This is a genomic window from Rahnella bonaserana (assembly GCF_019049675.1).
GTDB lineage: Bacteria > Pseudomonadota > Gammaproteobacteria > Enterobacterales > Enterobacteriaceae > Rahnella > Rahnella bonaserana.
Genome location: NZ_JAFMOW010000064.1, coordinates 188,490 through 212,409 on the forward strand (window position 1 = coordinate 188,490; position 23,920 = coordinate 212,409).

28 protein-coding genes are annotated in these 23,920 nt (G+C 48.5%); 11 read left to right on the top strand and 17 right to left on the bottom strand.

Annotation, left to right across the window (positions count from 1 at the left end; genetic code table 11):
* Positions 1 to 25: 25 nt before the first annotated feature.
* Both tssC and tssB read right to left on the bottom strand, forming a co-directional pair.
* Positions 26 to 1,507 (bottom strand): type VI secretion system contractile sheath large subunit, encoded by a 1,482-nt coding sequence (gene tssC, locus J1778_RS14945; protein WP_217173840.1) that lies wholly within the window; start codon positions 1,505 to 1,507, stop codon positions 26 to 28.
* Entirely contained in the window at positions 1,504 to 1,983 is a 480-nt protein-coding gene (gene tssB / locus J1778_RS14950) for a type VI secretion system contractile sheath small subunit (RefSeq protein ID WP_217173841.1), read from the bottom strand. The genes tssC and tssB overlap by 4 nt, the downstream gene beginning before the upstream one ends.
* A 526-nt stretch (positions 1,984 to 2,509) precedes the next feature.
* Here tssB and umuD point away from each other — a divergent pair.
* On the top strand, positions 2,510 to 2,929 hold the full coding sequence (gene umuD, locus J1778_RS14955; RefSeq protein WP_217173842.1) for a translesion error-prone DNA polymerase V autoproteolytic subunit: 420 nt from the start codon (positions 2,510 to 2,512) through the stop codon (positions 2,927 to 2,929).
* 266 nt (positions 2,930 to 3,195) lie between these two features.
* Positions 3,196 to 3,768 (top strand): manganese efflux pump MntP, encoded by a 573-nt coding sequence (gene mntP, locus J1778_RS14960; protein WP_217173843.1) that lies wholly within the window; start codon positions 3,196 to 3,198, stop codon positions 3,766 to 3,768.
* 10 nt (positions 3,769 to 3,778) lie between these two features.
* Here mntP and J1778_RS14965 read toward each other — a convergent pair whose 3' ends face one another.
* The 3 genes from J1778_RS14965 to J1778_RS14975 all read right to left on the bottom strand — a co-directional run bounded on the left by J1778_RS14965 (position 3,779) and on the right by J1778_RS14975 (position 6,048).
* Positions 3,779 to 4,276 carry a hypothetical protein gene (locus J1778_RS14965; protein ID WP_217173969.1) on the bottom strand — a complete coding sequence of 166 codons (498 nt, stop codon included), beginning with the start codon at positions 4,274 to 4,276 and terminating at the stop codon, positions 3,779 to 3,781.
* Between the two features lie 186 nt (positions 4,277 to 4,462).
* Positions 4,463 to 4,990 carry a hypothetical protein gene (locus tag J1778_RS14970; protein WP_238484735.1) on the bottom strand — a complete coding sequence of 176 codons (528 nt, stop codon included), beginning with the start codon at positions 4,988 to 4,990 and terminating at the stop codon, positions 4,463 to 4,465.
* A 269-nt stretch (positions 4,991 to 5,259) separates the two neighbouring features.
* Positions 5,260 to 6,048, bottom strand: coding sequence for a sulfite exporter TauE/SafE family protein (locus J1778_RS14975; RefSeq protein ID WP_217173844.1), 789 nt, complete (start codon positions 6,046 to 6,048; stop codon positions 5,260 to 5,262).
* 114 nt (positions 6,049 to 6,162) lie between these two features.
* On the opposite strand from J1778_RS14975, the gene J1778_RS14980 reads away from it, so the two are divergent.
* Entirely contained in the window at positions 6,163 to 6,960 is a 798-nt protein-coding gene (locus tag J1778_RS14980; protein ID WP_217173845.1) for an AraC family transcriptional regulator, read from the top strand.
* Here the strand turns inward: J1778_RS14980 and J1778_RS14985 are convergent.
* A complete protein-coding gene (locus tag J1778_RS14985; RefSeq protein ID WP_217173846.1) occupies positions 6,952 to 7,872 on the bottom strand; it encodes a LysR family transcriptional regulator in 921 nt (306 codons plus the stop codon). The two genes, J1778_RS14980 and J1778_RS14985, sit on opposite strands and share 9 nt — an antisense overlap.
* A 95-nt stretch (positions 7,873 to 7,967) precedes the next feature.
* Here J1778_RS14985 and J1778_RS14990 point away from each other — a divergent pair, with 95 nt between their 5' ends.
* Positions 7,968 to 8,825 (top strand): aldo/keto reductase family oxidoreductase, encoded by an 858-nt coding sequence (locus J1778_RS14990; protein ID WP_217173847.1) that lies wholly within the window; start codon positions 7,968 to 7,970, stop codon positions 8,823 to 8,825.
* Between the two features lie 61 nt (positions 8,826 to 8,886).
* Here J1778_RS14990 and J1778_RS14995 read toward each other — a convergent pair whose 3' ends face one another.
* Entirely contained in the window at positions 8,887 to 9,090 is a 204-nt protein-coding gene (locus J1778_RS14995; RefSeq protein ID WP_217173848.1) for a DUF6434 domain-containing protein, read from the bottom strand.
* Positions 9,091 to 9,189: 99 nt separating this feature from the next.
* Positions 9,190 to 9,453, bottom strand: a complete 264-nt coding sequence (locus J1778_RS15000) for a DUF2798 domain-containing protein (protein ID WP_217173849.1) — start codon at positions 9,451 to 9,453, stop codon at positions 9,190 to 9,192.
* Between the two features lie 128 nt (positions 9,454 to 9,581).
* On the opposite strand from J1778_RS15000, the gene J1778_RS15005 reads away from it, so the two are divergent.
* Positions 9,582 to 10,469, top strand: coding sequence for a LysR family transcriptional regulator (locus J1778_RS15005; protein WP_217173850.1), 888 nt, complete (start codon positions 9,582 to 9,584; stop codon positions 10,467 to 10,469).
* Here the strand turns inward: J1778_RS15005 and J1778_RS15010 are convergent.
* The 3 genes from J1778_RS15010 to J1778_RS15020 form a co-directional block, all read right to left on the bottom strand.
* Positions 10,466 to 11,884, bottom strand: a complete 1,419-nt coding sequence (locus J1778_RS15010) for an alpha,alpha-trehalose-phosphate synthase (UDP-forming) (RefSeq protein ID WP_217173851.1) — start codon at positions 11,882 to 11,884, stop codon at positions 10,466 to 10,468. The two genes, J1778_RS15005 and J1778_RS15010, sit on opposite strands and share 4 nt — an antisense overlap.
* Before the next feature lie 63 nt (positions 11,885 to 11,947).
* Entirely contained in the window at positions 11,948 to 13,366 is a 1,419-nt protein-coding gene (locus J1778_RS15015) for a glutamine synthetase family protein (protein WP_217173852.1), read from the bottom strand.
* 159 nt (positions 13,367 to 13,525) lie between these two features.
* On the bottom strand, positions 13,526 to 14,143 hold the full coding sequence (locus tag J1778_RS15020; protein ID WP_217173853.1) for a dTMP kinase: 618 nt from the start codon (positions 14,141 to 14,143) through the stop codon (positions 13,526 to 13,528).
* Between the two features lie 406 nt (positions 14,144 to 14,549).
* Here J1778_RS15020 and yahO point away from each other — a divergent pair, with 406 nt between their 5' ends.
* The gene (yahO, locus tag J1778_RS15025) at positions 14,550 to 14,819 is read left to right on the top strand and encodes a DUF1471 family periplasmic protein YahO (protein ID WP_217173854.1); all 270 of its coding nucleotides are present in this window, start codon (positions 14,550 to 14,552) and stop codon (positions 14,817 to 14,819) included.
* Positions 14,820 to 15,107: 288 nt separating this feature from the next.
* On the opposite strand, the gene J1778_RS15030 is transcribed toward yahO, so the two are convergent.
* On the bottom strand, positions 15,108 to 16,070 hold the full coding sequence (locus J1778_RS15030) for an autotransporter domain-containing protein (RefSeq protein ID WP_217173855.1): 963 nt from the start codon (positions 16,068 to 16,070) through the stop codon (positions 15,108 to 15,110).
* A 249-nt stretch (positions 16,071 to 16,319) separates the two neighbouring features.
* Between J1778_RS15030 and J1778_RS15035 the strand changes: the two genes are divergently transcribed.
* The 4 genes from J1778_RS15035 to J1778_RS15050 all read left to right on the top strand — a co-directional run bounded on the left by J1778_RS15035 (position 16,320) and on the right by J1778_RS15050 (position 19,087).
* Positions 16,320 to 16,643, top strand: coding sequence for a DUF3302 domain-containing protein (locus J1778_RS15035; RefSeq protein WP_217173856.1), 324 nt, complete (start codon positions 16,320 to 16,322; stop codon positions 16,641 to 16,643).
* 4 nt (positions 16,644 to 16,647) lie between these two features.
* The gene (locus J1778_RS15040; RefSeq protein WP_217173857.1) at positions 16,648 to 17,784 is read left to right on the top strand and encodes an HlyD family secretion protein; all 1,137 of its coding nucleotides are present in this window, start codon (positions 16,648 to 16,650) and stop codon (positions 17,782 to 17,784) included.
* Between the two features lie 233 nt (positions 17,785 to 18,017).
* Entirely contained in the window at positions 18,018 to 18,467 is a 450-nt protein-coding gene (locus J1778_RS15045; RefSeq protein ID WP_115183781.1) for a GNAT family N-acetyltransferase, read from the top strand.
* A 122-nt stretch (positions 18,468 to 18,589) separates the two neighbouring features.
* The gene (locus J1778_RS15050; protein WP_217173858.1) at positions 18,590 to 19,087 is read left to right on the top strand and encodes a hypothetical protein; all 498 of its coding nucleotides are present in this window, start codon (positions 18,590 to 18,592) and stop codon (positions 19,085 to 19,087) included.
* 96 nt (positions 19,088 to 19,183) lie between these two features.
* On the opposite strand, the gene J1778_RS15055 is transcribed toward J1778_RS15050, so the two are convergent.
* Positions 19,184 to 20,077 carry a LysR family transcriptional regulator gene (locus J1778_RS15055; protein WP_217173859.1) on the bottom strand — a complete coding sequence of 298 codons (894 nt, stop codon included), beginning with the start codon at positions 20,075 to 20,077 and terminating at the stop codon, positions 19,184 to 19,186.
* Positions 20,078 to 20,231: 154 nt separating this feature from the next.
* On the opposite strand from J1778_RS15055, the gene J1778_RS15060 reads away from it, so the two are divergent.
* Complete coding sequence (locus tag J1778_RS15060; protein WP_120509416.1) at positions 20,232 to 20,627, top strand: acyl-CoA thioesterase; 396 nt, start codon at positions 20,232 to 20,234, stop codon at positions 20,625 to 20,627.
* Positions 20,628 to 20,675: 48 nt separating this feature from the next.
* Here J1778_RS15060 and J1778_RS15065 read toward each other — a convergent pair whose 3' ends face one another.
* The 4 genes from J1778_RS15065 to J1778_RS15080 form a co-directional block, all read right to left on the bottom strand.
* On the bottom strand, positions 20,676 to 21,278 hold the full coding sequence (locus J1778_RS15065; RefSeq protein ID WP_217173860.1) for a TetR/AcrR family transcriptional regulator: 603 nt from the start codon (positions 21,276 to 21,278) through the stop codon (positions 20,676 to 20,678).
* Between the two features lie 158 nt (positions 21,279 to 21,436).
* Positions 21,437 to 22,117, bottom strand: a complete 681-nt coding sequence (locus tag J1778_RS15070; protein ID WP_217173861.1) for a type 1 glutamine amidotransferase domain-containing protein — start codon at positions 22,115 to 22,117, stop codon at positions 21,437 to 21,439.
* 298 nt (positions 22,118 to 22,415) lie between these two features.
* Positions 22,416 to 23,075 (bottom strand): SDR family oxidoreductase, encoded by a 660-nt coding sequence (locus J1778_RS15075; RefSeq protein WP_217173862.1) that lies wholly within the window; start codon positions 23,073 to 23,075, stop codon positions 22,416 to 22,418.
* 319 nt (positions 23,076 to 23,394) lie between these two features.
* Complete coding sequence (locus J1778_RS15080) at positions 23,395 to 23,883, bottom strand: Lrp/AsnC family transcriptional regulator (RefSeq protein ID WP_217173863.1); 489 nt, start codon at positions 23,881 to 23,883, stop codon at positions 23,395 to 23,397.
* Positions 23,884 to 23,920 lie beyond the last annotated feature (37 nt).

Below are 23,920 nucleotides of genomic sequence, written 5' to 3' on the forward strand. Positions count from 1 at the left end.
TTTCCTTATAGTTTTGATTAAATATTTATGCACCGGTTGATGCAGGGAGTTCCGCTACCAGACGCAGCGACATGCTGAGCCCTTCAAGCTGGAAATGCGGTTTTAAATACGCAACAGCGCGATAACTGCCTGGTGAACCGGGGACATCAACAACTTCCACCACTGCCTCACGCAATGGATGACTGGCTTTAATTGTTGGGCCTACGTTGTCGGAACCCACCACATATTGGTTGATCCAATTCTGCAGAAAATGCTGGCATTCAGATTTGGACATAAAGCTGCCCACTTTATCGCGCACGATGGATTTTAAATAATGAGCAAAGCGCGACGTTGTCATAATATATTGCAACTGGCTGGACAATTTAGCATTTGCATTCGCCAGTTCAGAATCATATTTGCGCGGTTTATTTGTGGATTGCACAGCGAAGAACGCCGCATAATCCGTGCCTTTGCAATAAACCAATGGAATAAAGCCCAGATCGGCTAATTCTTTTTCGCGACGATCGGAAATCGCCACTTCAGTCGGGCATTGCATGACTTTTTCGCCGGTTTGCGAAATATAGTTATAGGTCGGCAAAGATTTGACCAGACCACCGCCTTCGACACCGCGGATTGCAGCGCACCAGCCATGTTCTTCAAAAGCATCGACCATGCGGCCCGCTAATTCATACGCGGCATTCACCCACAGATAGCTTGAACCATCATTGTTTTCTTCAATTTTTTCTTCGAAATTGAAGGCCTCTACAGACACGGTTTTAGCGCCATAAGGCAGGCGCCCGATGACACGCGGCAGTGTTAAACCTACATAGCGGGAGTCGTCGCTCAGGCGGAATGATTTCCAGCGGGCATAATCGGAGGTATCAAATAACTTGCCCAGATCACGCGGACGCGGCATCTCAGAATATGATCCCATACCGAACATGCCAGGATTAGCGGCACTCAGGAAAGGTGCATGTGCTGCGGCAGCGACATGAGAAATCTGTTCCAGCAATTGCAGGTCTTCCGGCATGGAATCAAATTCGAAATCACCGACAAAAGCAGAATAAGGGTCGCCCCCAAAGGTGCCGTATTCGCTTTCATAAATGCTTTTAAATAAGCAAGACTGATCAAAATCGGAGGCCGATTTAAAATCACGCAGCAGCTCTTTCTTCGTGCAGTTAAAAACGCGCACTTTGGTATTTTCTGTTACGCTGCTTTGCACAAGTTTGTGCAGACCGCGCCAGGAGGATTCCATACGCTGAAATTCCGGCGCCTGGATAATTTTGCTGACCTGGGAAGATAACAATTCATCAATGGCGGCAATGCGGGCTTCAATGCTTCCCACCAGATCATTAGACACAATGACCGCCCCGGATGCCACTTCAGACAGTAAGTTATCCAGTTGAGTTTTTACTTTATGCCGATCAGATTCCCGGCGAATGGCCTGGGTATTATCAATAATTTGATCTAAATAATCATTTGATTGCTCAGCCGGGGCTGAAGTATTCATGACCTGAATATCACTCATTCAGCGTCTCCTTTTGCAGGGTCTGCGTCTTTATTCAGGCTCTCAAGTAATTCAACCAACTGTTCTTTCAGGCGGTCATTGCTGGCTGTCCGGTTACGCAAATCGCTCAATTGTTCACGTAATTCAAGCAGTTTGCGCAGAGGCTCAACTTGCATAGCCACATTCTCAGGCGAGAAGTCATCCATACAGTTAAATTCCAGTGAAACCGCCATCTGACCTTCTTTTTCCGGTAGTGTGCTTTCGATCAGCATGTCAATTGCCGGGCTCATGCCTTCCATCACATTGTTAAAGTTGTCTTTATCAATATGTGTGAAACGACGATCGCGCAGAGGCATTTCATCTTTGGCAAAATCACCAATAACGCCCATAACTAAAGGCAATTCTTTTTTGGATTCTGCTCCGCCAATTTCCACGTCATAGGTTATTTGAACGCGAGGAGGGCGAGCTTTACTAAGCTTATGTTGTGTGTTACTCACAGATAAATCACCATAATAGAGGGGAGGTAATTAAAAATACAGCGGCAAGGATAGACAATTGTTTTTTCTTTTTAAATATCTTTCTGCTTACTAATGCATTAACTTTATTTCATTTTTCCATCTAAAATCCTTATATTATTAATACGTTACATTTATTTACTTATAAAATATATACAAGGGCACATTTAGAGCCCCCCCCTATCAAATAAGTAAAAAATCGTATAGCACCTTATTTGTGGAATTTTTATTTTGCTAAAAATGATTTTCTCTTCACATATTATTTTTGTTTGCGGTTTTCGCAGGAGAAATTGTTTATTGTCTGAAAAATAGGTTGGATGAATTGCAGGCCTCATAATTTTACCGTCTCCCGGTCTGAACGCCATTGTACGTCGGGAAATCCAATATCGGCCGGAACACTAAAATTTCTGTCCACACAGGCAGATAGGATTTTCTTCATCTGACAGGCTTGATCCCTGCCCTCTCAATGTGAATACTGTATATAAAACCAGTATCACGAGAAATGAGTATGATTTTGTACACACCCGCAGAACATCTGCAAAAAATCACCCTGCCGTTATTCCTGGATCGCGTGCCTTGCGGCTTTCCGTCCCCGGCGCAGGATTACGTGGAATCGCGGATCGATCTGAACAAGCTGCTGATTGCCCATCCCAGCGCGACCTATTTTATCCGCGTTTCCGGCCATTCGATGAGCGATGCCAACGTCAACGAAGGCGATTTGCTGGTGGTGGACAGCGCCCTGACAGCGGTTCACGGCGATATCGTGGTGGCGGCGGTGGACGGTGAATTCACGGTGAAAAAATTGCGGACTCATCCGCTGCTGCAACTGGTACCGATGAATCCGAATTATCAACCGATCACTTTTCAGGATGAAGAGTCGCTGGAGATATTTGGCGTGGTGACGTTTATTGTTTACGCTGCGCGGTGAGGAAGCGCGGGGCTGCACCGTTGAGATTCCGTGAATAAAACCGGCTCGCGATAAATCGTTATGATGATTGATGTTTTTCATTCCTGCCGATGTCATTTTCAGCAATTCGCGGGCATTTCGACCAAATATAGCCTGTGCTAACATTCTTAACCAATACTATAACGCATTGAAAATTATGGTTTTTTTATTTTAAGTTCTGTGGCAAACTGCGCGCATCTTTTAATAAACAGCCTTTTTTGTTCCCGAAGGCCTGACTGGTCCGTTTTATGCAACTTTACACTATCCTCATTCTGGCGTTCGGCATGTCCATGGATGCCTTCGCAGCAGCAATCGGCAAAGGCGCAGCACTGCATCGTCCGCCATTGAAAGAGGCATTACGTACCGGACTCATTTTTGGTGTGATCGAAGCGATTACGCCGGTGATCGGCTGGGGTATTGGTCTGGCGGCCAGCCAGTTTATTATGAGCTGGGATCACTGGGTGGCTTTCACCCTGCTGCTGATCCTCGGTATCCGTATGATTGTGGAAGCCTTTAAAAAAGATACCGCAGAAGAGACAGAAGCGCCGCGTCGCCATGGTTTCTGGCTGCTGGTCACCACCGCTGTCGCGACCAGTCTGGATGCAATGGCCGTCGGCGTCGGACTGGCTTTCCTTCAGGTGAATATTCTGGTGATGGCGCTGACCATTGGCGCGGCCACCACCATTATGGCGACGTCCGGTATGTTGCTGGGTCGTTTTCTCGGTGCGGCGATCGGTAAATGGGCGGAAATCCTCGGTGGCGTGGTGCTGATTGGCATCGGCACCTCGATTCTGGTCGAGCATCTGGGATTGCTTGGCTGATCGTGGGGTGTTATCTAAAACTCCATTGCACGGTGATAACAAAAACTGAGGGGATAATAATCCCGCTTTCAACCCCGAAATAATCAGTGAAGTTGTATTGAATGGCGTGATAAATATACGGTGAGAAGCCAATGCCGGTGACTTTTTTGAAATCGGCATAAGATCCGTCGTCGCCGCAGTGTTTGAAAGCATCAAAAAAGAACTCGCCGGTGTAGCCGTACACGCCCTTAAACACCCAGCCCGTGTCGCCTTCAGCCCAGTCACGCCGCACCCCTGCTGCGATGCAGCGGTCATCGAAGCTGTTTTTCATCGTACCGACCAACACGCTATATTTTGAATCTTCAGAGAATTTTCTCTCGACCGAGTAGAAATCGTTATCAAATTTCTCGGTATATTGCCCGTGGTTACCGGTCAGATGGTAAACGAAGGAACCGGTATTAATTGAATACAGATTTAATTCCTCAGCCTGACCTGCAGGAAGAACAAGTAATAACGGCAGGCATGAAATACCGAAATTTTTTTTGAGCACGTCAGCCACCGCCTTAATGAAAAAGATCATCGGGGAATCAAACAGCATCAGCCAGACTTTGAGTATAGACGCAGGGAATAAAAAATATCAGGAGGAAATCAGAATGACACTTTAGTGTATATAAGGAGAATTGATCACATTGAAAAAACTATTTATCTCAGACCTTTACCGGAAACTCCACTGGATGCTGGTGGCAAAAATGTCAGGCGCAATGATCCCTGCCTCAACGCCGAAGAAAGTAGTCGGGTTGTACTGAAGCGCGTGGTAGATGTAAGGTGAAAAGCCGATGCCGGTGACTTTTTTAAAATCATGATATGACCCGTGATTGCCGCAATCACTGAACGCTTTTGCAAAGAACTCACCGGTGTATGCATAGACCCCTTTTATCATCCAGCTGGAGTTGATTTCGTGTAAATCCCTTCTCATCCCCACCGACAAACAGCGATCGTTAAAACTGTTTTTCATCGTGCCCACGAGCATACTGTTCTTCGACTCCTGAGAGAATTTACGCTCAACGGAAAAGAACTTATTCTTGAAAATTTCGTTGTAGTCCCCGACATTACCCGTCATATGGTAAACAAAAGAACCGGTATTGATTGAGTATAAACTCAGTTCGCTGGCATCACTTTTAGCCGCCCCTGGCCCCGTAAAGACCAGAAGCCATAAAAGATTTACCCGGTTAACTCTACGCATAAGATGATTATTCCAGCCTCAGATAATGTATTGAGCCACCGGAAAATTCGTGCCTGTTACCGATGAACTGAATTTATTTAATATCTCTTCAGTGTGTATAAAGGATATTTTTAATACTATTATTCTGAGGTGGTGAAACTAAATAAGAGTTAAACAAGGCCGGTCTATACCTTTATTAACGTAAATGTTATTTATGAGCTTTGGATAAATATATCCTTCATGGGTAATAGTCGTGGATTATATTATGGTTGTGTTAATTATTCGTGTTTTCAAATAGCCATCGCCATCAGCACCGCCAGCAGCAAGATGACATAAATCCGGGCGTGCAGAACGTCGGGCACGGCTGGAATACACCGGCGGGTAAACAACATGCCGCAAAAACCTGATGCTGTGAGCAGTACCAAAATCTTCAGGCTGATGAAACCTGAATACCCCGGTGCCGGAACCGCATGCAGCCCCGCCAGGCTATAGGTCACCGCGCCACACACCGCCACGGGAATGGAAAGCGGATTTGCCGCACTGACACAATCACGCATCTCATGACCATGACGACGCAGCAGCGGCACCGTCATCACACTGCCACCCACGCCCAGCAGCGCCGCCACGACGCCAATGAAAATGCCCCCCAGCCGTACAGTGGTGCCGGATAATTTTCGCGGCTGTGGCCGGGTGATAAAGCCTTTACGCATCAGGCAATCTGCCAGCGTGATGATCAGATAAAGGATAAACAGGGCGCGAACCAGCTCATCTTTCAGTAATGCGGCAAGCAGTGAACCACCCACCGCGCCGGCGGCGATAAACCAGACCAGCGGAAACAACACGGCGGTATTTAATCTTCCCGCCCGGCCGCTCTGCACGCTGGCCCATCCGGCGTTAAACACCATGACGGCGGTCGACGTCGCCACGGCAATATGCATGGCATGTGGCGACAGACCCGGCGGCCCCGCCACGATGTGATACACAAAAGGCACCACAATAAACCCGCCGCCAAAACCAAACAGCACCGTGGTGATGCCTGTCGTAAAACCCGCCAGAAGAATAATGATGATGTCGTTCACGTAACCACTCCGCAAAAAGTCAGGCGGCAAGAGTAGCGGCTTCACCGTGCCCTTCCCATTTTTGCAGCGCTCATTTACCCTTGCGAATCGGTCAACAAGCAGCCTGAAAATTTTATGCGCAACGTTCATATAAAAGATTATGAAGATCTCGACCGGGAAGTCGTGGCGGTGGGGAACGATTATCCGGGAGGATTTGTGCTGCCTGAGCATCGTCACCGTCGCGCCCAGTTACTGTACGGCACCACCGGGCTGATGCACGTCACGACCCGTTCGGGAAACTGGATAGTACCGCCACAGCACGCGGTGTGGATCCCCGCCCTGGAGCCGCACAGTGTGAAATTTATCGGCGTTTCGACGCGCAGTTTGTATATCGAACCGGAAAGCGTGCAGCAGTGGCCCGCCCGTGACCGCTGTAAAATCCTTACCGTTTCTCCCCTGCTGAGACAACTGCTGATCGGGGCCGTTGAGCTAGAACCTTTGTACGAGTCAGCACGGGATCGTCTGCTGGTGGCGCTGCTTTTGCAGGAAATTGCCGCGATGCAGACGCGGGAATTTGAAATTCCGCTGCCACAAAATCCGCCGCTGCTGGCGTTATGTCAGGCGTTTTTAGCCGCACCATCGATCCATGATCCTGCTGACCGCTGGGCGAACGCGTTGTTTATGAGCGCCAGCACCTTCCGCCGTCATTTTCTTCAACAAACGGGGATGTCATTTTCTGTCTGGCGGCAGCGCGCCTGTGTACTGGTGGCATTGTCGGGATTAGTGGCCGGAAGGCCGGTCAGTGACATCGCGCTGTCGATGGGATACGACAACGGCTCGTCTTTTTCCACCATGTTCCGGCGCGTGACCGGGCAGCCGCCCTCTTCATATCATCCGGCGGCGACCACACAGGCAGCGCCAGGCTCAGAGTGAGTTTTCCCGGCGCAAATTGTCTTCGCGCACAAAATCGATGAAGGCCTGCAAAGGCGCGGGGATCAGGCGGCGGTCGTTGTAATAAAGCCACGGACCGGAAAAAGACAGCCACCACGGCTGCAATATAGGCTCGAGTTTTCCGCTGTTGATGACGGGCCGTAACCATTCTTCAAACAGATAAATGATCCCCGTCCCGGCTATCGCTGCTTCCACCGCCAGATCGACCGCGCCTCCGACGCTGACAACCAGCGGACCGCTCACCTGCACGCTGAAGGTTTCGCCTTCACGCTCGAATTCCCAGTCGGGCATGATGCCGCTGGCATAGCGTCCGCGCAGACAACGGTGCGGGATCAGATCCCGCGGGTGCGACGGCCTGCCATGGGTATCAAGATAAGCCTGTGACGCCGCCGCCGCATAGCGCTGGATGCGCGGGCCGATAGGGATCGCCACCATGTCCTGCTCCAGACGTTCGTCATAACGGATACCGGCATCGCAGCCATCCCGAAACACATCCTGCACATTACTTTCGGCGATGATTTCCAGCTGGATATCGGGATAACGCCGCAAAAATTCTGGCACTAAGGCGGGCAAAACCAGCCGCGTGGCGCTGACCGGGACATTCAGGCGCAGTACACCGCCCGGCGTGTGACGATAACGGTTGAGCGCGTCCAGCGCGGCATTGACCTCATTCATGGCGGGCAGCAATCGCTCAATCAGCGCCCTTCCGGCTTCGGTCAGAACTACCGTGCGCGTGGTGCGGTGAAATAAGCGGATGCCCAACTGCTGTTCGGCACGGCGTACCGCATCACTCAGCCGGGATGCATTACTGCCGGTGACCCGCGCCGCTTCGCGAAAACCCCCGGCTTTTGCCACCTCAACCACTGCGTGCAACAGAGCGATATCCATCGGCATTGTGCGTAACCTCGTACAGTTTGTCCTGATTTCACCGGATAGTTGCACAGCCAGCGCAGCGCTACAATCAGTGAACACATATAAAGGAGAGTCCCATGTCACAACCCTCAATGACTTATCGTCTCGGCGACCGCGAAGTATCACGTTTAGGTTACGGTGCCATGCAGCTGGCGGGGCCGGGTGTTTTTGGCCCGGTAAAAAATGAAGCCCGTGCCATTCAGGTATTGCGCGATGCCGTGGCAAGCGGCGTTAATCATATTGATACCAGTGATTTTTATGGCCCGCATGAAACCAACAGACTGATCAAGAAAGCCCTGCATCCTTACGCGGACAATCTGTGTATCGTCACCAAAGTCGGTGCGCGCCGGGATGAAAAAGGAGGCTGGTTAACGGCATTCACGCCACAGGAACTGGTCAGTGCGGTGGAAGATAACCTGCGCAATCTTGGGCTTGAGGCGATGGAAGTGGTGAATCTGCGCAGTATGCTGGATACCCATCAGCCGAAAGAAGGATCACTGGAACCGCAGCTGGAGGCGATGATTAAGCTGAAAGAACGTGGGCTGATTCGCCATATAGGCCTGAGCAATGTCACGGCAAAACAGGTCGAAGACGCGCAGAAACTGACGCCGGTAGCCTGCGTGCAGAATATGTATAACCTGGCCAACCGCCACGACGATGCGCTGGTGGATAAACTGGCGGAACAAGGCATCCCGTACGTGCCTTTCTTCCCTTTGGGCGGATTTTCCCCGTTGCAGTCATCGCAGCTTGATGAAGTCGCCGCTGACTTACAGGCCACGCCGATGCAGGTCGCGCTGGCCTGGCTGCTCAGACGTTCACCGAATATTTTGCTGATCCCCGGCACGTCATCGCCGGAGCATTTACAGGAAAATCTGGCCAGCTCACGGCTGAATTTATCTGATGAGGTGATGAAAAAGCTGAACGGAATGAACTGAAGCACGAATGAACTGAGTCCTCGGGAATGAGGACTCAGTGTTTTAAATAGTCACGGTGCGGTTATTGCCTGCGCTTCCACTCATCGGCCACATCGCCCAACGTTTTAGGGATCTCATTGCGGATCCAGGCCATAAAATCACGATCGAACCGGAAATCTTCCCCGCACTGCTCGGTCATGAAACGCCGGACATTTTGCGTGTTCCTGTAATCTTTATCCACGCGCGTAGTACGTGTCAGTGGTGCGCTGTGCCAGTCGATTTTCATCTTTCCTGCTCCGGTAAATACCCATGCGGATAACGTCATAAAGCTTAAATGAGCCGTCCGCCCTTTTCTGTAAAGTCACAATATAACGAATTAAATGATTCAGTGACCGTGAACCGTCCACGCCACCAGCCGGATAACCAACGGGCGCACCACAAGTATACAAACAAAGGCCGCAGGCATCGCCACCTGATAAGCATTCATCACATTTTCCATGTAATGCGCTCCCATGCCAAATTCTGCCAGTGTGATCACCAGACTCATCAGAAACGCCATAATGGTCGCCATATACAGCGCAAAAATGTAGGGGGAAGTACGTTTAGGGAAGCGAATACGTGGGATATTTTTAGTCACTGCGTCAGTCATCGGGTTATCCTGTTTAACGGAGGTTTGCGAAACAGCGGATAAACTAACAAGCTAACCATGACGGTAGTAGAGCGATTATGCTTTAATCATTATTAATAAAAAGTGACGAATCAGGCATCGGGGATTCTATGGATGTATTAGGGCTGATCAGCAATTTTATCCGCGTGGTGGAGAACGGCAGCATCGCCGCGGCGGCACGCGTTAAAGGGATGAGTCCGGCGGCGGTTAGCCAGAGCCTTTCGCGGCTTGAGACACATCTGGGCGTGCGCCTGATATCGCGTACTACACGAAGCATGACATTAACCGAAAGTGGTAAACGGTATTTCGAGAAAGTCCGTCATATTCCACATGATATCGATCTCGCTTCGCAGGCTGCGGCGATTGAAACCAAACCGCAAGGTCCGCTGTGCATCGCTACTACGGCCGCCTTTGGCCGGTACATCATCGCACCCCTGATGCCGGCATTCAAAGCGTCATTTCCGGATATTGATATCGAACTGATCAGTACCGATCGCAATGTAGACCACAGGCAGGAAGGCGTCGACGTCAGTATCCGCATCGAGGCACAACTAAACGATCAACTGATTGCCAGAAAAATCGCCTCTTTGCCGTTTATATTCTGCGCCGCCCCCGCTTATCTGGCGCGCGCAGGCATCCCGCAGACTCCTGAAGAACTGAGCCAGCATGCCTGCCTGGTTTTCCGCTATCCCACCGACGGGCGTTTTCTGCCCTGGACATTTAAAATTAACGGGCAACCTGTTAACGCGAAACTCAATCCACAATTCATCAGCGATGATATTGATATTATTGCTAAAATAGCAGAAAACGGCGGTGGCATTGCGCGTCTTGCAAGCTTTATCGCTCAACCCTTGATTGAGAGCGGACGGCTCACACCTTTGTTCTGCGACAGCGACGCAGAGTCCCTGCCGATGAATATCTATGCCTGCGTCAACGAACGTTCGGCTCTGAATTCAAAGGTCAGAGCCTTTATCGGGTTTTTAGAGTCTGCGGTTTAAGAGAAAGATCGTCGTTGGAAATTCGGGCCCGGTTGAGGCTTTCTTAACACCGTGCGGTGTGAGTTTTCAGCATCGCCGCATAATGCCGCCAAAAACTCAGTCGCCCACCAATGACAGTCATACCGTTTTACCTTGTTAAGCAACTGGCTATGCCTGCGTTTTCTCTCGTGTAACGGCATCATCAGCGCGGAGTGCAGCGCTTCGCTGGTGTCACACACATCGTAGGGATTGACGATCACGGCCTCCGTGAGTATTTCCGCCGTACCTGTCAGCGCTGAAAGAAGTAAAACGCCCGGATCATCACCGTCTTGCGCGAGAATGAACTCTTTTGCACCGAGACTCATTCCCTCAGAAAGAGGGGTAAACATCGCTACGCGGGCTTTATTATAAAGCGCAAAGATCATGGCCTTAGTGCACTGATGATTATGAATATAATTAATGGGATACCATGATAAATCGCCATACTGACCGTTGATTTCCCCGCACAAACGCTCTAATCGTGAACTCATATCAGTCGTCGATGCAGGATATTCTCCGGAGGGATCGGATATCTGCAGCAAACTGACATCCCGGAGATATTGCGGGTACAACTCCAGAAACTTTTTCATGGCCTGCAAACGATAGTCTACCCCGCTGATTTCATTAACAATATCGTTACTAATGATGATCTGACGGTGATAATGACGGACATTGTTTAATTCCTGCTGATTATGAAATTCAGTATTCTTATCGATACCACAAGGCAAAACACACACCTTAATAATATGGTTATTCACTTTAATGGCGTCCTTAGAAATTCGCCAGGCGCGATAATAGCGAAAAACATAAGATATAAAGTTATTAATATCTCCTGATGACTGGAATCCGATGCAATCGTAGTGCAGTAATGACTGGATTAACCAGTCATGTTCAGGCACCGAGCGCAAAACATCACCGGGTGGAAAAGGCTGGTGCAAAAAAAATCCGATCTTATTTTCAACATGTTCTTCACGGATAATCCTGGCCACGGGAAGCAGATGATAATCATGCACCCAGATAACGTCATTGTTTTTTAGAAAGGGAATAACTTTATTCCCGACATCTCTGCTATAACTTTTCCAGGAAATAAAATACTCTCTTTTATATTCCGCCAGATCAGGCCTGTTATGAAACACAGGCCATAACACTTTATGGATATAACCCTGATAAAAGTTATCATACTCTCCGGGCGATAAATCCCATGAGACTTTTTCCCCTCCTTCGCTTTTCACCTGACGATAGGGTTGCTTTCTTTTACTCACTGAAATATTGCCATTCCATCCAAACCAAAGTGCATTGTATTTTCTGGATATTTCAGACAGCGTATGAAATAGCATATCATCCGAACTGTTCGCATAGGGTTCGCATCGGTTAGACAGAATAATCAGCCGGGACATATAAACCTCATTTTAAAATATTAAAAGTGGCGCACTTTTTTACAGTTAATAAAAAACCAACATTCAATAAGAAACAATGTGTTCTCCGGGCGTGACGATGCTTTCAAAGAGTGCCAGTTCAGCAAGTCTGGTTTGGATCCACTGTTTAGAAAATGCCTCTCCCAGAGCAGCCGTTAAATACGGGCTTTGCCGAAACTCATCGAGAGCATGCTGCTGGAATAAAGGCAAAACAGGCGAGCAGGCAGTGAAATCCGTAAGGGGCTCGTCTTCAATTTTTTCAAGACCATAAAGCATCCCGGTTAATATAGTGGCTACCGCCAGATAAGGATTGGCATCAGAACCTGCCAGCCGGTACTCAATACGACGATGCCTCTCCTCTGAACACGGAATGCGTAAGGCGGCAGAACGCTGGTTAACGCCCCAGGAACTGAAGAGAGGTTCATTCAAATTCTTGCGCAACCGTCTGAAAGAATTGACATTGGGTGCCATTATTGCGATGGATGCAGGCATAAGATGAAGCATACCTGCAAGGCTAAGGCGCATCATTTCATTTAAATTTTCATCGGGGGACGCGAAAATATTATTCCCCTGCACGTCATGCAGGCTGATATGAAAATGTAAACCACTTCCTGACATGCCGGAATAAGGTTTAGCCATGAAATTGGCATTAAAACCAAACTTATGCGCAACGGTACTGGTTAAACGGCGAAGCGCCAGAATATTTTCACAGATATCCACCACGTTTTGTGAGTGTTGTAAATTTAATTCGAACTGCCCCGCTTCTGCCTCACAAACAATGCCGGACAACGGCAAATTCTGCATTGTCGCCATGTTTTCAAGCTCTTCAATAAATGCAGTATGCTCCGACGGTACTGCCAGATGAAAACATCCGGAACTCTGAATATTTCGATTCTGAGAATCTTCGAGATAGAATTCAATTTCCGGGGCAATGACTGGGTACAATCCGTGTGCATGGAATTTGCTCAATACCTGAGTCAGTATAACCCGGGGTTCCAGTTCATAGGGTTCACCCTGTTCATCTTGCATCGTAAGAAGTATTTGCGCATTTTCAGCCGGATTATGACCGCATGGTCGTAATGTGCCAGAAACAGGAATGCACATCCTGTCAGGTTCATTTTCTGCCAGGTTATTATCTGCAGCACTCATGACTTTACCCTCTTTATCCATCGAGTAAACCGACTGAGGAAAGTACACCCCTTTTTCAAGAGACTTAAGCGAGGCAACGGTCACTCTTTTTCCTCTGAAAGCTCCGCTGATATCATTAATATAAATATCAACATGCTTAGTGCCCGGGTATTTAAATAAATAGTTTTCCACCTCTTGCAAGAATGGAATGCCATTTCCGGCCACCGGTTCGGCTGAAACGATCTGACTTGCCTGTGTTATTGACGCCAGAGTCAGAGAGGAACTGAGAGGAGCAGGTGATTTTATTAATGAAGAAGACTGAATTTTGAGATTCATATTTTCATTTCATTCATACCTTTCGGCGATGAAATGAGATTAATTTAGGTATGAATAAAATGATATAGAGACAACATAAAGATTAAAGTCACGAATGTAAAAATAGTATAAAGGAATTTTTCAGTACAGATTCACAGCGCGCAGCGGCAAAACCTCTGCTTAAGGGCATCCGGGCACTCTGTAAATCTCAGAAATTATCTGCATCGTTGCGTCTTCAATTGTTCCTTCATTGCGGCATAAAACCCAGCCATGATTTGCAATTTCCCGCTCGAACGCCTCAGTACAAGCGACATGCTCTTCCAGCTTAGAAATCACCGTACTTCCCAGCCCGCGCGACCGGGACGCGGCCCTCGCCCATGAAATTTCAGCCGCAGTCACCACCCCGACATGCAGGTCTGGCGTTCGTACATTACGTTCAAAGTTAAGCTGTAAAATCTCTGCAAATGGCACCATCCGGCGAAACGCGGCATCCGACGGATACCAGCGATCCATTAAAATAATGCAGTCCGCTGGCTGTTTCGTCAGCACATGCCGGGAAATCCAGGCACGGCTATCAGCAAGGCGCTGACAAACCTCCCGTTCCAAATCCAGCGTGGGATTTCTGGCGAACTTGTTAACGAGTGCCATAGTCTCGCCTCTGTAAGGATCGCTTTTTTTCTCGCAAAGCCGGATCACCTTCTTATTGTCAGCCCTTAGTACTTTCGTAATGGCCTCCAGCAATGTGGTTTTACCGGCCCCTTTGGGCCCATCCAGAGAAACAAACAATTGACGACTCATTCTTCAAATGACGATTGATAAACGGTTTTTATAAGGCCTGAATCCGGCAAAAGCATCTTACTTTCCCTCTGTTACGATCTATGCGGTGCAGTTTAAGTGATCCACCAGAAAAACGGAAAACATCACGGGCTGAGCATGTTCTATAAGCAGACGGGAGTTGAGGGCTGCTTTAAGCGTGAAGCGGAAGTTCGGAATGTATACTGACATCAAGGTATCCTGAGTTATGGGTAACAGGTCAAATCACTATGCAGTGGTGTTTGTCTTTAAATTTGCCACCGACACTCTCTGACTATCGACGGCGATTTTCGTGCTTAAATTAAACATACCTGCTACTTCTTCACCTACTATACTCATGGTGTTGCTTTACTTGATTGGCAACACACCCTCATCCACCCGGAGATATTAAATGAAGAAACTTGTGCTTGGCCTTATTTCAATAACCCTATCATTCAGCGTATTCTCAGCAGAACTGATGTCAAAAGCAGAGTTTGAAAAGGTGAAACAAAACTATGTCAAAGTCGGTGACATATCTGTTTCTGGTGAAGTAGCACAGTCTGACGCAAAGGAAGAGCTTTCGAAAAAAGCGGATGATAAAGGAGGGGATATTTACGTTTTAACTTCAGCAAATACCTCGAATAAAGTTTCCGGCACCGCAATCGTTTATAAGAAAAAATAGTATCCGGGAAGTTTAAATTGATAACCAAATACTTAAAAAGTATTTACTTTCTTTTAGGTAGGTATAGTCATTGGATGTGAGTTACTTAATGAGAGTAGATACTTTGATTAAAAATATTGTTCCGTTCAGTAGAATTTTCTCTGTGTAATTTAATAATGGTTTCATCCTTTCGGGTGAAGCACTTGTGTTGCAAAGGACATGATGAGCAAAGCTTCAATAAACACAAACCTTAAAAAAGTCTACCTCATGTCTTGATGCCCTGAAATCACCCAAGGCTTGGTTGCGCAATCAAAAACTGATTGCCATGCCGATACCGTAACCCGTGGTGTTATTTCCGAACATGTAGCGTGCGACCACGCGTGTACGGTTAATCACAATATCATACTTGCTGCTGTCGAGTTCCAACCCAAGGCCTACCGAATTTAAGCTATTAAAACCTAACTGGCCTCGTTGATTTCCCAGATATTCTGTACGTGCACCTTCCATTACATACCGTACTGGTTTATCCAATAGCGTCCAGTCGGCTATTGGCGCTCTGCGGCGCAGATACAGCCCGATATTTTCCGCATCGGCGTTACCGCTCACAACGTCCGAGCTGGTGGCGAAACTTTGCAAATGTTGATAGGAATAGCGTAGTTCCAGGTCAATATCCTGGTTTTTGGAGAACAGTTCGTAGTCAAGCATCAGTGCTCCGCCCAACCCGTAGGCATTAAGACGTCCACCGTCGAGGAAGTCGTACTCACCGCCCCTTTGGCGTTCAAGCGCCCAGGCACCAATGCGCAAATCGCTCGCCACTGTACCTAATGAAAAGTTAGCGATGGGGCGTAATACCAGATTACCCCCCAATTTATCTTTGAGTAGCCGGATGTCCCAGCCAATGCCCCCGGTGGCCGTCACGCTGTTCCATTTGACCGGGATATTACGACTCTCGCTGCCATTGGAGACAACAAACTGGGGATCGTATCGGCTATATCCCAGAACACCTTCCAGATAGATGGGGACCTTTTCACTTAATGTAGCTCCGCCACCGATCTGGGTGAGAGAGAGCGCCGTACTCTCGTTGGAGGTATTGCGGATATTCAGGTCGCTGGCGGTGATATCAGGCACCACCGTATAGGTCATCAGTGAAAGAACCGCATTGGCCCGCTCCTTGATGAGGTCCCCACCGGCGGAAAAAGTCTTCGTGTTTCCCAGTAATAGTATTAATAAGATGACCATTTTTAACTGAGGAATTGCGAACCGTATCACCATACTTGGCTCCGTTAAAACCTTTTGCTGGTGGAATAGAGTTATATTATATGTTTTCTCTTTAAATGAGCGCTGAGAAAGCGCGATAAAAACCAGTCCATCGTATGTAAAACGGCTCTAATTTCATGATTTTAAAATCGAAGTACTTTGTAAACATTCAGTATAGTGTATTAACGCAATGAAAAAAAAGGCAGCAATTCTATTTAACGTCTATTATTTATTCAACACCACTTATTGAGGTTCAAGACCGCTATGTTCCTGAATTACTTTGCATTGGGTGTCCTTATTGTCGTCTTCCTCGTTATTTTCTATGGAATTATCATTCTTCATGATATTCCCTATCTCATTGCCAAATCCAGAAACCATCCTCATGCTGATGCTATCCACGTGGCAGGCTGGGTGAGTTTATTTACGCTACATGTTATTTGGCCATTTTTATGGATATGGGCCACATTGTATCGTCCTGAACGCGGATGGGGCATGCAAACTCAGGAAGCTTCGCTGACCCAGTTGCAACAACGGGTCACGGAATTAGAACAAAAACTGGTGAATATCAACAATCCTCCATTGGAGTAACACGATGGATTTACTCATTATCCTGACTTATGTCGCCTTTGCGTGGGCAATATTTAAGATTTTCAGAATACCGGTAAATAAATGGACAATACCCACTGCGGCCTTAGGTGGTGTTTTTTTAATTGGCGCGCTCATTTTATTGATGAATTACAATCATCCCTATACAGATCTGGCGCAAAAAGCCGTTATTTCAATTCCTGTTACTCCTCAAGTAACGGGTATTGTTAGCGAGGTAACAAATAAACAAAATACGTTAATGAAAAAAGGAGACCTTCTTTTCAAGATCGACCCAGCTCGCTTCCAGGCTCGTGTTGATAAATTACAAGCTGATCTGGTGACTGCTATTCACAATAATCAAGTACTCAAGGGACAATTAGAGGGCGCTATCGCTGATACATCGCGCGTCAGTGCCGAACGCGATCGTTTATATAAAGACTACCAACGCTACCTTGCCGGGAGCAAAGCGCGTGTAAATCCTTTTTCTGAAAGCGATATTGATAATGCCCGGCAAAACTACCTGGCTCAAGATGCGCTTGTGAAAGGATCGGTTGCCGAGCAGTCACAGATTCAAAGTCAGTTAGACAGTGTGCTGAACGGGGAGCAATCGCAAATAGTGAGTATCAGAGCTCAGCTGGCAGAAGCTAAATATGATCTTGAGCAAACCGTCGTTCGAGCGCCGAGTGACGGTTATGTAACTCAGGTACTGATTCGACCTGGAACTTATGCAGCTTCCCTTCCCTTGCGCCCGGTAATGATATTTATTCCTCAGCAAAAAAGGCAAATCATAGCTCAGTTCAGACAAAACTCGCTGCTACGATTGGAGGCTGGCGATGAGGCTGAAGTTGTATTCAACGCACTACCAGGTCAAGTATTTTCTGGAAAATTAACCAGTATTCTTCCCGTAGTACCAGGAGGGGCATATCAGGCTCAGGGTGCCCTTCAGTCACTGAGTAACGTTATGGGCAGCGACAGCGTGATTGCTATCATTGAACTGGCGCCAAACAATGAAGTTGACGCTTTGCCTGATGGTATTTACGCACAAGTGGCCGTGTACTCAGACCATTTCACCCATGTTTCAGTGATGCGTAAAGTACTGCTGCGTATGACCAGTTGGATGCACTACCTCTATCTGGATCATTAGTGAAGTGGTCGATAAAAGTTGGCCACTTCATGAGGGGGCCATGTAAAACCCCTGCAGGTCCGCTTCTGGCACAAAGGGGAATGACTTGGGCGCAAAGTCCGCGCTGAGCGAATAACGGAGATTGTATCCCCGATAAAGCCAGGGAGCAGCGTTGTCCCATTACCCGTTTTGGGATGATGATTTTTCAGGCAGGGTACTTTATGCTGGTTAAACTCCCTTTATAGGATATAACCATGATAACCGTAGAGAAATCAGATCCATTTTCTTCAGAATCCCATCGCTTAATCGAAATGCTGTCCGCTGAACTTGCCGCTATAACTGGCGATAATGGCAAAACCAACTTCACCGTTGAAGCAATGAATGATGACAAAGCATTATGGGTATTGGCAAAGAATGCACATGGGGATGCGATAGGATGCGGCGCAATCCGGCCATTAACTCAAAATACAGCCGAGATTAAAAGAATGTTTTCAGACCAAAGCTTGCCAGGCGTGGGTAGTGCTTTACTTACTTTTCTGGAAACCTCCGCAAAACAAATGGGATATCGCGAGCTGAAACTGGAAACCCGACATATCAACCGTCGGGCCGTCAATTTTTACGAGAAAAATGGATATGTCCGTATTGAGAATTATGGCCCATATATAGGCAGAGAAGAAGCTGTCTGTTTCGCAAAGGCATTGTGATGATTGTATTTGTCGGCCCTGACGTCCGCTTCTGGCACACAGCAGCCCAAAAGGATTTTATTGAGCTGCTATAAGCGATAATCTGTTGTGCTCTATGACGCTTTTTAAGGAGCATGCAAAATATGTTCGGCCATTCTACCCACCCCGAAGTCGCCGAATGGTTTGCCCGCTTTGGTGTCGCCGAGGTGTCATATAGCGGGTGTTCCGTCGACCTGACCAACGAACCGCCTGAGCACTGGTTTTACAAGCGCAACAAGTTGCGACCTGAAAGCCTGAAACTGGATTTGCTCATCCCATCTAACGGGAACTGGTTGGTTGACCTGTCGCGTCATGACAAGCTGTTCAACGTTCAGTGGCGCCCGAATGATGACTTGCGCATCGAGTCGGCGCAACTGCGCTACCGAAAATTGATCAAATGGCCCCGACTATACAGCCTCGTGGATTTTCCCCTGCTGGCCGGGCAACTTGAGCAATGCCTGGATATGCGCTTCCTGCGGCATGCCAATTTCGGAGCGCGCCTGCTTGAACCCGAGGCGCTGTCGTGCAATTCCAAAATCCGTCAATGGTTAGCACCCTGCGCCGACACTTTTGGATGGAACAGAAAAATGCAGCCGGAGTAGCGAGTATGACGAAGCATCTTCAGTTATTTCGATAAATTCCAGGACACTTCCAATAAATCACTCTGCGTTGTGCTTTTCAGTACAAAAGCTGACGTATTATCCGGTGTAGCGCAGCATATCAATCATCAGCGCGAAAGCTGGCGGATGTTGTTTTCTGCTCGGGTAGTAAAGGTAATAGCCCGGAAACGACGGGCACCACGCATCCAGCACCTGGACAAGTTCACCTGATTTCACCCGCTCCTCAACCATATCCTCCGGCACACAGGCAAGTCCAAATCCTGACAACACCGCATCGATTCTTTCTGACAGCAAATTAAACGTCAGTTGCCCTTCCACGCGCACCCTCAGCGGCTTGCCTTCTTTCTCGAATTCCCAGTGGTACAAACCACCGGCGGTCGGCAGGCGCATATTGATACACTTGTGATATTGCAACTCATGCGGAGTTTGCGGAATACCCTTTTCGGCAAAATAGTCCGGTGAACCAACGACCACCATACGGAAATCCGGACCGATGCGGACGGCAATCATATCCTTATCTACGCTCTCGCCCAGACGCACCCCGGCATCGTAGCGACCCTCGACGATATCGACGAAACCGTTATCCACATGCAGTTCGACATTGATTTCAGGGTATTCTTTTAAAAACGTCTTCAGCTTTGGCCACAACAATTTTCTCGCGGAATGTTCTCCCGCCGATATGCGGATATTCCCGGAGGTCGGCCCGTTGAGCTGAACAAGCGTTTCCAGCTCCTGCTCGAGATCTGCGAGTCGCGGTTCCAGGCAGGCAATAATCTTCTCGCCAATTTCAGTGGGTGCCACACTACGGGTGGTGCGGGTTAAAAGACGGAGGTTTAAACGTTCTTCCAGCGCCTTGACGGCATGACTGAGTGCCGACTGTGAAACCCCCAGCTTACCTGCTGCTTTGGTAAAACTTCGTTCTCTCGCAACGACCAGAAAAATCTGCAGTTCGTTGAAGTTTTCTTTCAGCATGGGTTCTTTCCTTTAGTCACCGGCTCCCCAAAGGGATTTTTTTTCCTGAAGCAGGTTATCTTATATCCTGAAACACCTTGGTTTTTACCAAAAGAACTTACTGTTGTATATATGATGCCCTGTTCAAAAAAATTGACTGGCTACGGAGCAGCAAATGTTTAGTAAGCATTATGAAGTAGATGAAAACCATATTGATTTTCAGGGTGTCGTGGATGGCCTGTATTACCCCTTCTACATGGAATGGACGCGCCATGCCTACATGCGCGAAGCGCTGGGTATTGATATCGAGGCAGAGTTTGCTCAGGGCAACATGTACATGGTGCTGGAGTATTCACTGCGCTTTCGTAAAAGCCTGCAAAAAGGCGATCAGGTGGAAGTGACCTGTGAACTGGCGAGAAATGAGAAGCGTAATCGCGTCAATTTCGTTCAGCAGATTAAAGTTGAAGGCGTCGTGTTCGCCGAAGCCACTTTTGTGGCGACCTGTCTGACCAACGGACGCCCTTCGATGCCTGATGCAGTGAAGAACGCATTAGCACAGCTGCCGGAATAATCATTTTCGCAAGCGAATGCCAGTCATTTAATATGGCTGGCATTATTTTCAGAGGATGTGAATAATCTTTTGCGTCGTCGCCATGGCGGAATCAAATGGGCTCATGTTGCGGACAATCTTGACCATCACGCTGGCACCCAGCCAGAGCTGATACAAACTTTCAGCCACGGTGCGTGGTGTATCATCAATCGTCAGAGATCCCTCAGCTACGCCTGTTTCCAATGCCTGCGCCAGACGCGAGATAATTCCCGCAGTGCCGGCAAGCAGCGTTAAACGCATGGTGTCCGAAAGATCCGCGACCTCCGCGCCCAGTTTCACGGCAAGGCATTTGCCCTGACAGTCGGAGAATGACTGAGATTCCCGCCACAGCTGCCAGTAATTCATCAGTCGCTGCGCCATATTATGGCCGGGCTGGCTCAGTGCTCTGTCGAGATCGGCCAGATAGTCTTCAAAATAGCGCTCAAGCATTCCCACACCAAAAGCCTCTTTCGAGCCAAAATAGTGATAGAAAGACCCTTTGGGCACGCCCGCGTCTTTGAGAATTTCATTCAGTCCGACAGCCGAAAATCCCTTGCCGGCCATAATACGCTGGCCTGTCGCAAGGATATGCTCGCGGACGTCATTGTTATGGTGTTGAGTTGCAGTAGTCATAGGGCAAATTTACCAAAAAACTAGACCAGTCGTCTATGAGCGAATGAAAGGACAATATCTTCACACAAGACGATACACTCGCTCACCCCACAATAACAACACGTCGGAACCTGGTACGCGGGGCGACATTCATGCCTGCCGCCCCGCGTGAGGACAGACTATGCACCCAGTTGCTTAATCAGCAGTTCAGCCGCTTCAGCAGAAGAGCCCGGGTTTTGACCGGTGATCAGCAGACCGTCGATCACCACATAAGAACCCCAGTCCGGTCCCTTGGAATAGATACCGCCTTTGGCAATCAGCTCGTCTTCAACCAGGAAAGGCACCACGTCAGTCAGCCCTACCGCTTCCTCTTCGGTGTTGGTAAAACCGGTCACTTTTTTACCTTCAACCAGGGGTTTTCCTTCAGAGGTTTTAACATGACGCAGTACGCCCGGTGCATGACAAACCAGCGCCACGTGCTTACCGGCGGCCATAAATGCTTCGATCAGGGCGACAGAATTTTTATCTTCTGCCAGATCCCACAACGGACCGTGGCCGCCCGGATAGAAAACGGCGTCGAAATCCGCCTGTGAAACGCTGTCGAGACGAACCGTTGCAGCCAGCTGAGCCGTTGCCTGCGCGTCGGCCTCGAAGCGGTGAGTCTGTTCAGTCTGGAAATCGGGCTCATTGCTTTTCGGATCTAACGGCGGGTTGCCACCCTTTGGAGAAGCCAGCGTAATTTCCGCTCCGGCATCTTTAAATGCGTAGTAAGGCGCGGCCAGTTCTTCCAGCCAGAAACCTGTTTTACGGCCTGTGTTACCCAGTTTATCGTGTGAGGTGAGAACCATAAGAATCTTCATAATAAATCTCCGGCGTAGTGAATGTTGTTTTTTGAGTAGACCAGTCGTCTAGTTTTCGGGTAAAAAAATGCAGTAAACCAATAACGAACAGCCTTTGCATCCGGTCAGAACAGAAAGAGTGTGATATCGCCCGTTCGCCGTAACCTTGTAGCTAAGCTAACAACAATTAGACCAGTCGTCTAGTGGTAATTTAAAAAACTTTCCATTAAGCCTGCCGGCTCCCACTACCGATCCGGCAGCCGGCAGTTTCCTGATCCGCAAGCGTTCTTCTGCCCGCGCCGGGAGTTGTGAAAGCTTTTTAGCATTTCGCTATCTTTTCTACGGCCTGACGCACCGGCACATCTCCCGTGGTCAGTTCTATGATGACGCGGCTGACATCAGGCTGCTCAATGAATTCAGCAAGCGTGGCGGCCACGTCATCACGCGGGATATCGCCATAAGGAATGGCGGGCCCGGCCTGAATCAGTCCGGTACCACTGTCATCCACCAGTGTTCCCGGTCTTAAGATCACCCAGTCCAGTTCGCTTTGTGCCAGCGCCACATCGGCTTCTTTTTTGACGCGCATGTAGTTTTCAAACGTATCAGAAATCGTTTTACCACGCCCGGCTTCCGGGAATGCAGACACCAGCAGAAAGCGCGAAACGCCAGCCTGAGTCGCCGCTGCAACCGCAGTTTTCAGCCCTTCTCCATCGACCGCATTGGTCATTTCCGGACCGCCTTTACCGCCGGCACCTGCAGTGAAGACCACCACGTCGCTGCCTTTCATGTGCGCTGCCAAAGTAGTGGCATCCAGTTCTGTCAGGTTCCCGCTGACAGGTTCGGCTCCTGTCTGACGTAACGTCTGTTCCTGTTCAGGTTTACGGTAAAGTGCGCGAACGGCGTGCCCTTTATCTGCCAGCGTCTTTGAAAGACGGCGCCCTATCTTGCCTGCGGCACCGATAATAAAAATCGTGGTCATGAATGTCTCCTTCTCATAATCTGTGTCGCCATTATTCTTTGCAGCGACACCCGGTAAAAATGGATCGCACAAAATGCAACCACAAAAGCTAGCCGACCGGTCAACCATTAAGAAATCAGTATGGCAGACAACCCAAACGTCTGCGTTATGGTGCTGAGTTGACTATCGCCGCAAAAGAAACCTGTTACGGCGGTGGCGCAAAAGATTATACAGACTGGCCTGAAGGCATTTACTGCTGATTTACAGACCGGCTTTGCACAGGATTATCCCCAGATTTTGTGGATAACCCTGTGCGGCGGGGATAAATGCAGGAACATTCTTACCTTCTTAAATGCCGGGTCGGCAAGGCGGTGGTGTATTTCACCTGACTGAGAGCAAAACTTGAGCGAATGCTGGCGACGCCTTCAATCTGGGTAAGACATTCAGTGATCAGCAGCTGATATTTTTGCAGATTCTCTACCACGATCCGCAGTAAAAAGTCTGATTCTCCGGTCATCAGATAGCATTCCATCACTTCCGGACGATCGCTGATCGCATCGGTAAAGTGATTCAGTGAGTCTTTGTCCTGCTGCCTGAGAGACACATGCACAAATACATTCACCGCCAGCCCGAGACTGTGCGGATCGACCAGCATGACAGACCCGCGCAGCACGCCTTTTTCTTTCATCTCCGTGACTCTTCGCCAGCAGGGAGACGCAGACAAACCGATACGCTCGGCTAATTCAGCGTTGCTGATATCGGCATTCGTCTGCAGCAGATCCAATATATGCAGGCTGGTTTCATCCAGCTCAATGGCATTGTCAGGCAAAATTATTCCCCAAAAGCATTTTTAAAGAACAGATTTA

Coding starts and splice junctions, on each gene's coding strand:
- J1778_RS14970 (WP_238484735.1), bottom strand. CDS start 4,990: ATGCGTAGAGTTAACCGGGTAAATCTTTTATGGCTTCTGGTCTTTACG.
- J1778_RS15075 (WP_217173862.1), bottom strand. CDS start 23,075: ATGACCACGATTTTTATTATCGGTGCCGCAGGCAAGATAGGGCGCCGT.
- J1778_RS15070 (WP_217173861.1), bottom strand. CDS start 22,117: ATGAAGATTCTTATGGTTCTCACCTCACACGATAAACTGGGTAACACA.
- J1778_RS14995 (WP_217173848.1), bottom strand. CDS start 9,090: ATGAAAATCGACTGGCACAGCGCACCACTGACACGTACTACGCGCGTG.
- J1778_RS15065 (WP_217173860.1), bottom strand. CDS start 21,278: ATGACTACTGCAACTCAACACCATAACAATGACGTCCGCGAGCATATC.
- tssC (WP_217173840.1), bottom strand. CDS start 1,507: ATGAGTGATATTCAGGTCATGAATACTTCAGCCCCGGCTGAGCAATCA.
- J1778_RS15010 (WP_217173851.1), bottom strand. CDS start 11,884: ATGTCCCGGCTGATTATTCTGTCTAACCGATGCGAACCCTATGCGAAC.
- J1778_RS15045 (WP_115183781.1), top strand. CDS start 18,018: ATGATAACCGTAGAGAAATCAGATCCATTTTCTTCAGAATCCCATCGC.
- J1778_RS14985 (WP_217173846.1), bottom strand. CDS start 7,872: ATGCCGATGGATATCGCTCTGTTGCACGCAGTGGTTGAGGTGGCAAAA.
- J1778_RS15040 (WP_217173857.1), top strand. CDS start 16,648: ATGGATTTACTCATTATCCTGACTTATGTCGCCTTTGCGTGGGCAATA.
- J1778_RS15050 (WP_217173858.1), top strand. CDS start 18,590: ATGTTCGGCCATTCTACCCACCCCGAAGTCGCCGAATGGTTTGCCCGC.
- J1778_RS15060 (WP_120509416.1), top strand. CDS start 20,232: ATGTTTAGTAAGCATTATGAAGTAGATGAAAACCATATTGATTTTCAG.
- J1778_RS14990 (WP_217173847.1), top strand. CDS start 7,968: ATGTCACAACCCTCAATGACTTATCGTCTCGGCGACCGCGAAGTATCA.
- umuD (WP_217173842.1), top strand. CDS start 2,510: ATGATTTTGTACACACCCGCAGAACATCTGCAAAAAATCACCCTGCCG.
- J1778_RS15030 (WP_217173855.1), bottom strand. CDS start 16,070: ATGGTGATACGGTTCGCAATTCCTCAGTTAAAAATGGTCATCTTATTA.
- J1778_RS15000 (WP_217173849.1), bottom strand. CDS start 9,453: ATGACTGACGCAGTGACTAAAAATATCCCACGTATTCGCTTCCCTAAA.
- J1778_RS14980 (WP_217173845.1), top strand. CDS start 6,163: ATGCGCAACGTTCATATAAAAGATTATGAAGATCTCGACCGGGAAGTC.
- J1778_RS15020 (WP_217173853.1), bottom strand. CDS start 14,143: ATGAGTCGTCAATTGTTTGTTTCTCTGGATGGGCCCAAAGGGGCCGGT.
- J1778_RS15005 (WP_217173850.1), top strand. CDS start 9,582: ATGGATGTATTAGGGCTGATCAGCAATTTTATCCGCGTGGTGGAGAAC.
- yahO (WP_217173854.1), top strand. CDS start 14,550: ATGAAGAAACTTGTGCTTGGCCTTATTTCAATAACCCTATCATTCAGC.
- J1778_RS15015 (WP_217173852.1), bottom strand. CDS start 13,366: ATGAATCTCAAAATTCAGTCTTCTTCATTAATAAAATCACCTGCTCCT.
- J1778_RS15055 (WP_217173859.1), bottom strand. CDS start 20,077: ATGCTGAAAGAAAACTTCAACGAACTGCAGATTTTTCTGGTCGTTGCG.
- J1778_RS15035 (WP_217173856.1), top strand. CDS start 16,320: ATGTTCCTGAATTACTTTGCATTGGGTGTCCTTATTGTCGTCTTCCTC.
- mntP (WP_217173843.1), top strand. CDS start 3,196: ATGCAACTTTACACTATCCTCATTCTGGCGTTCGGCATGTCCATGGAT.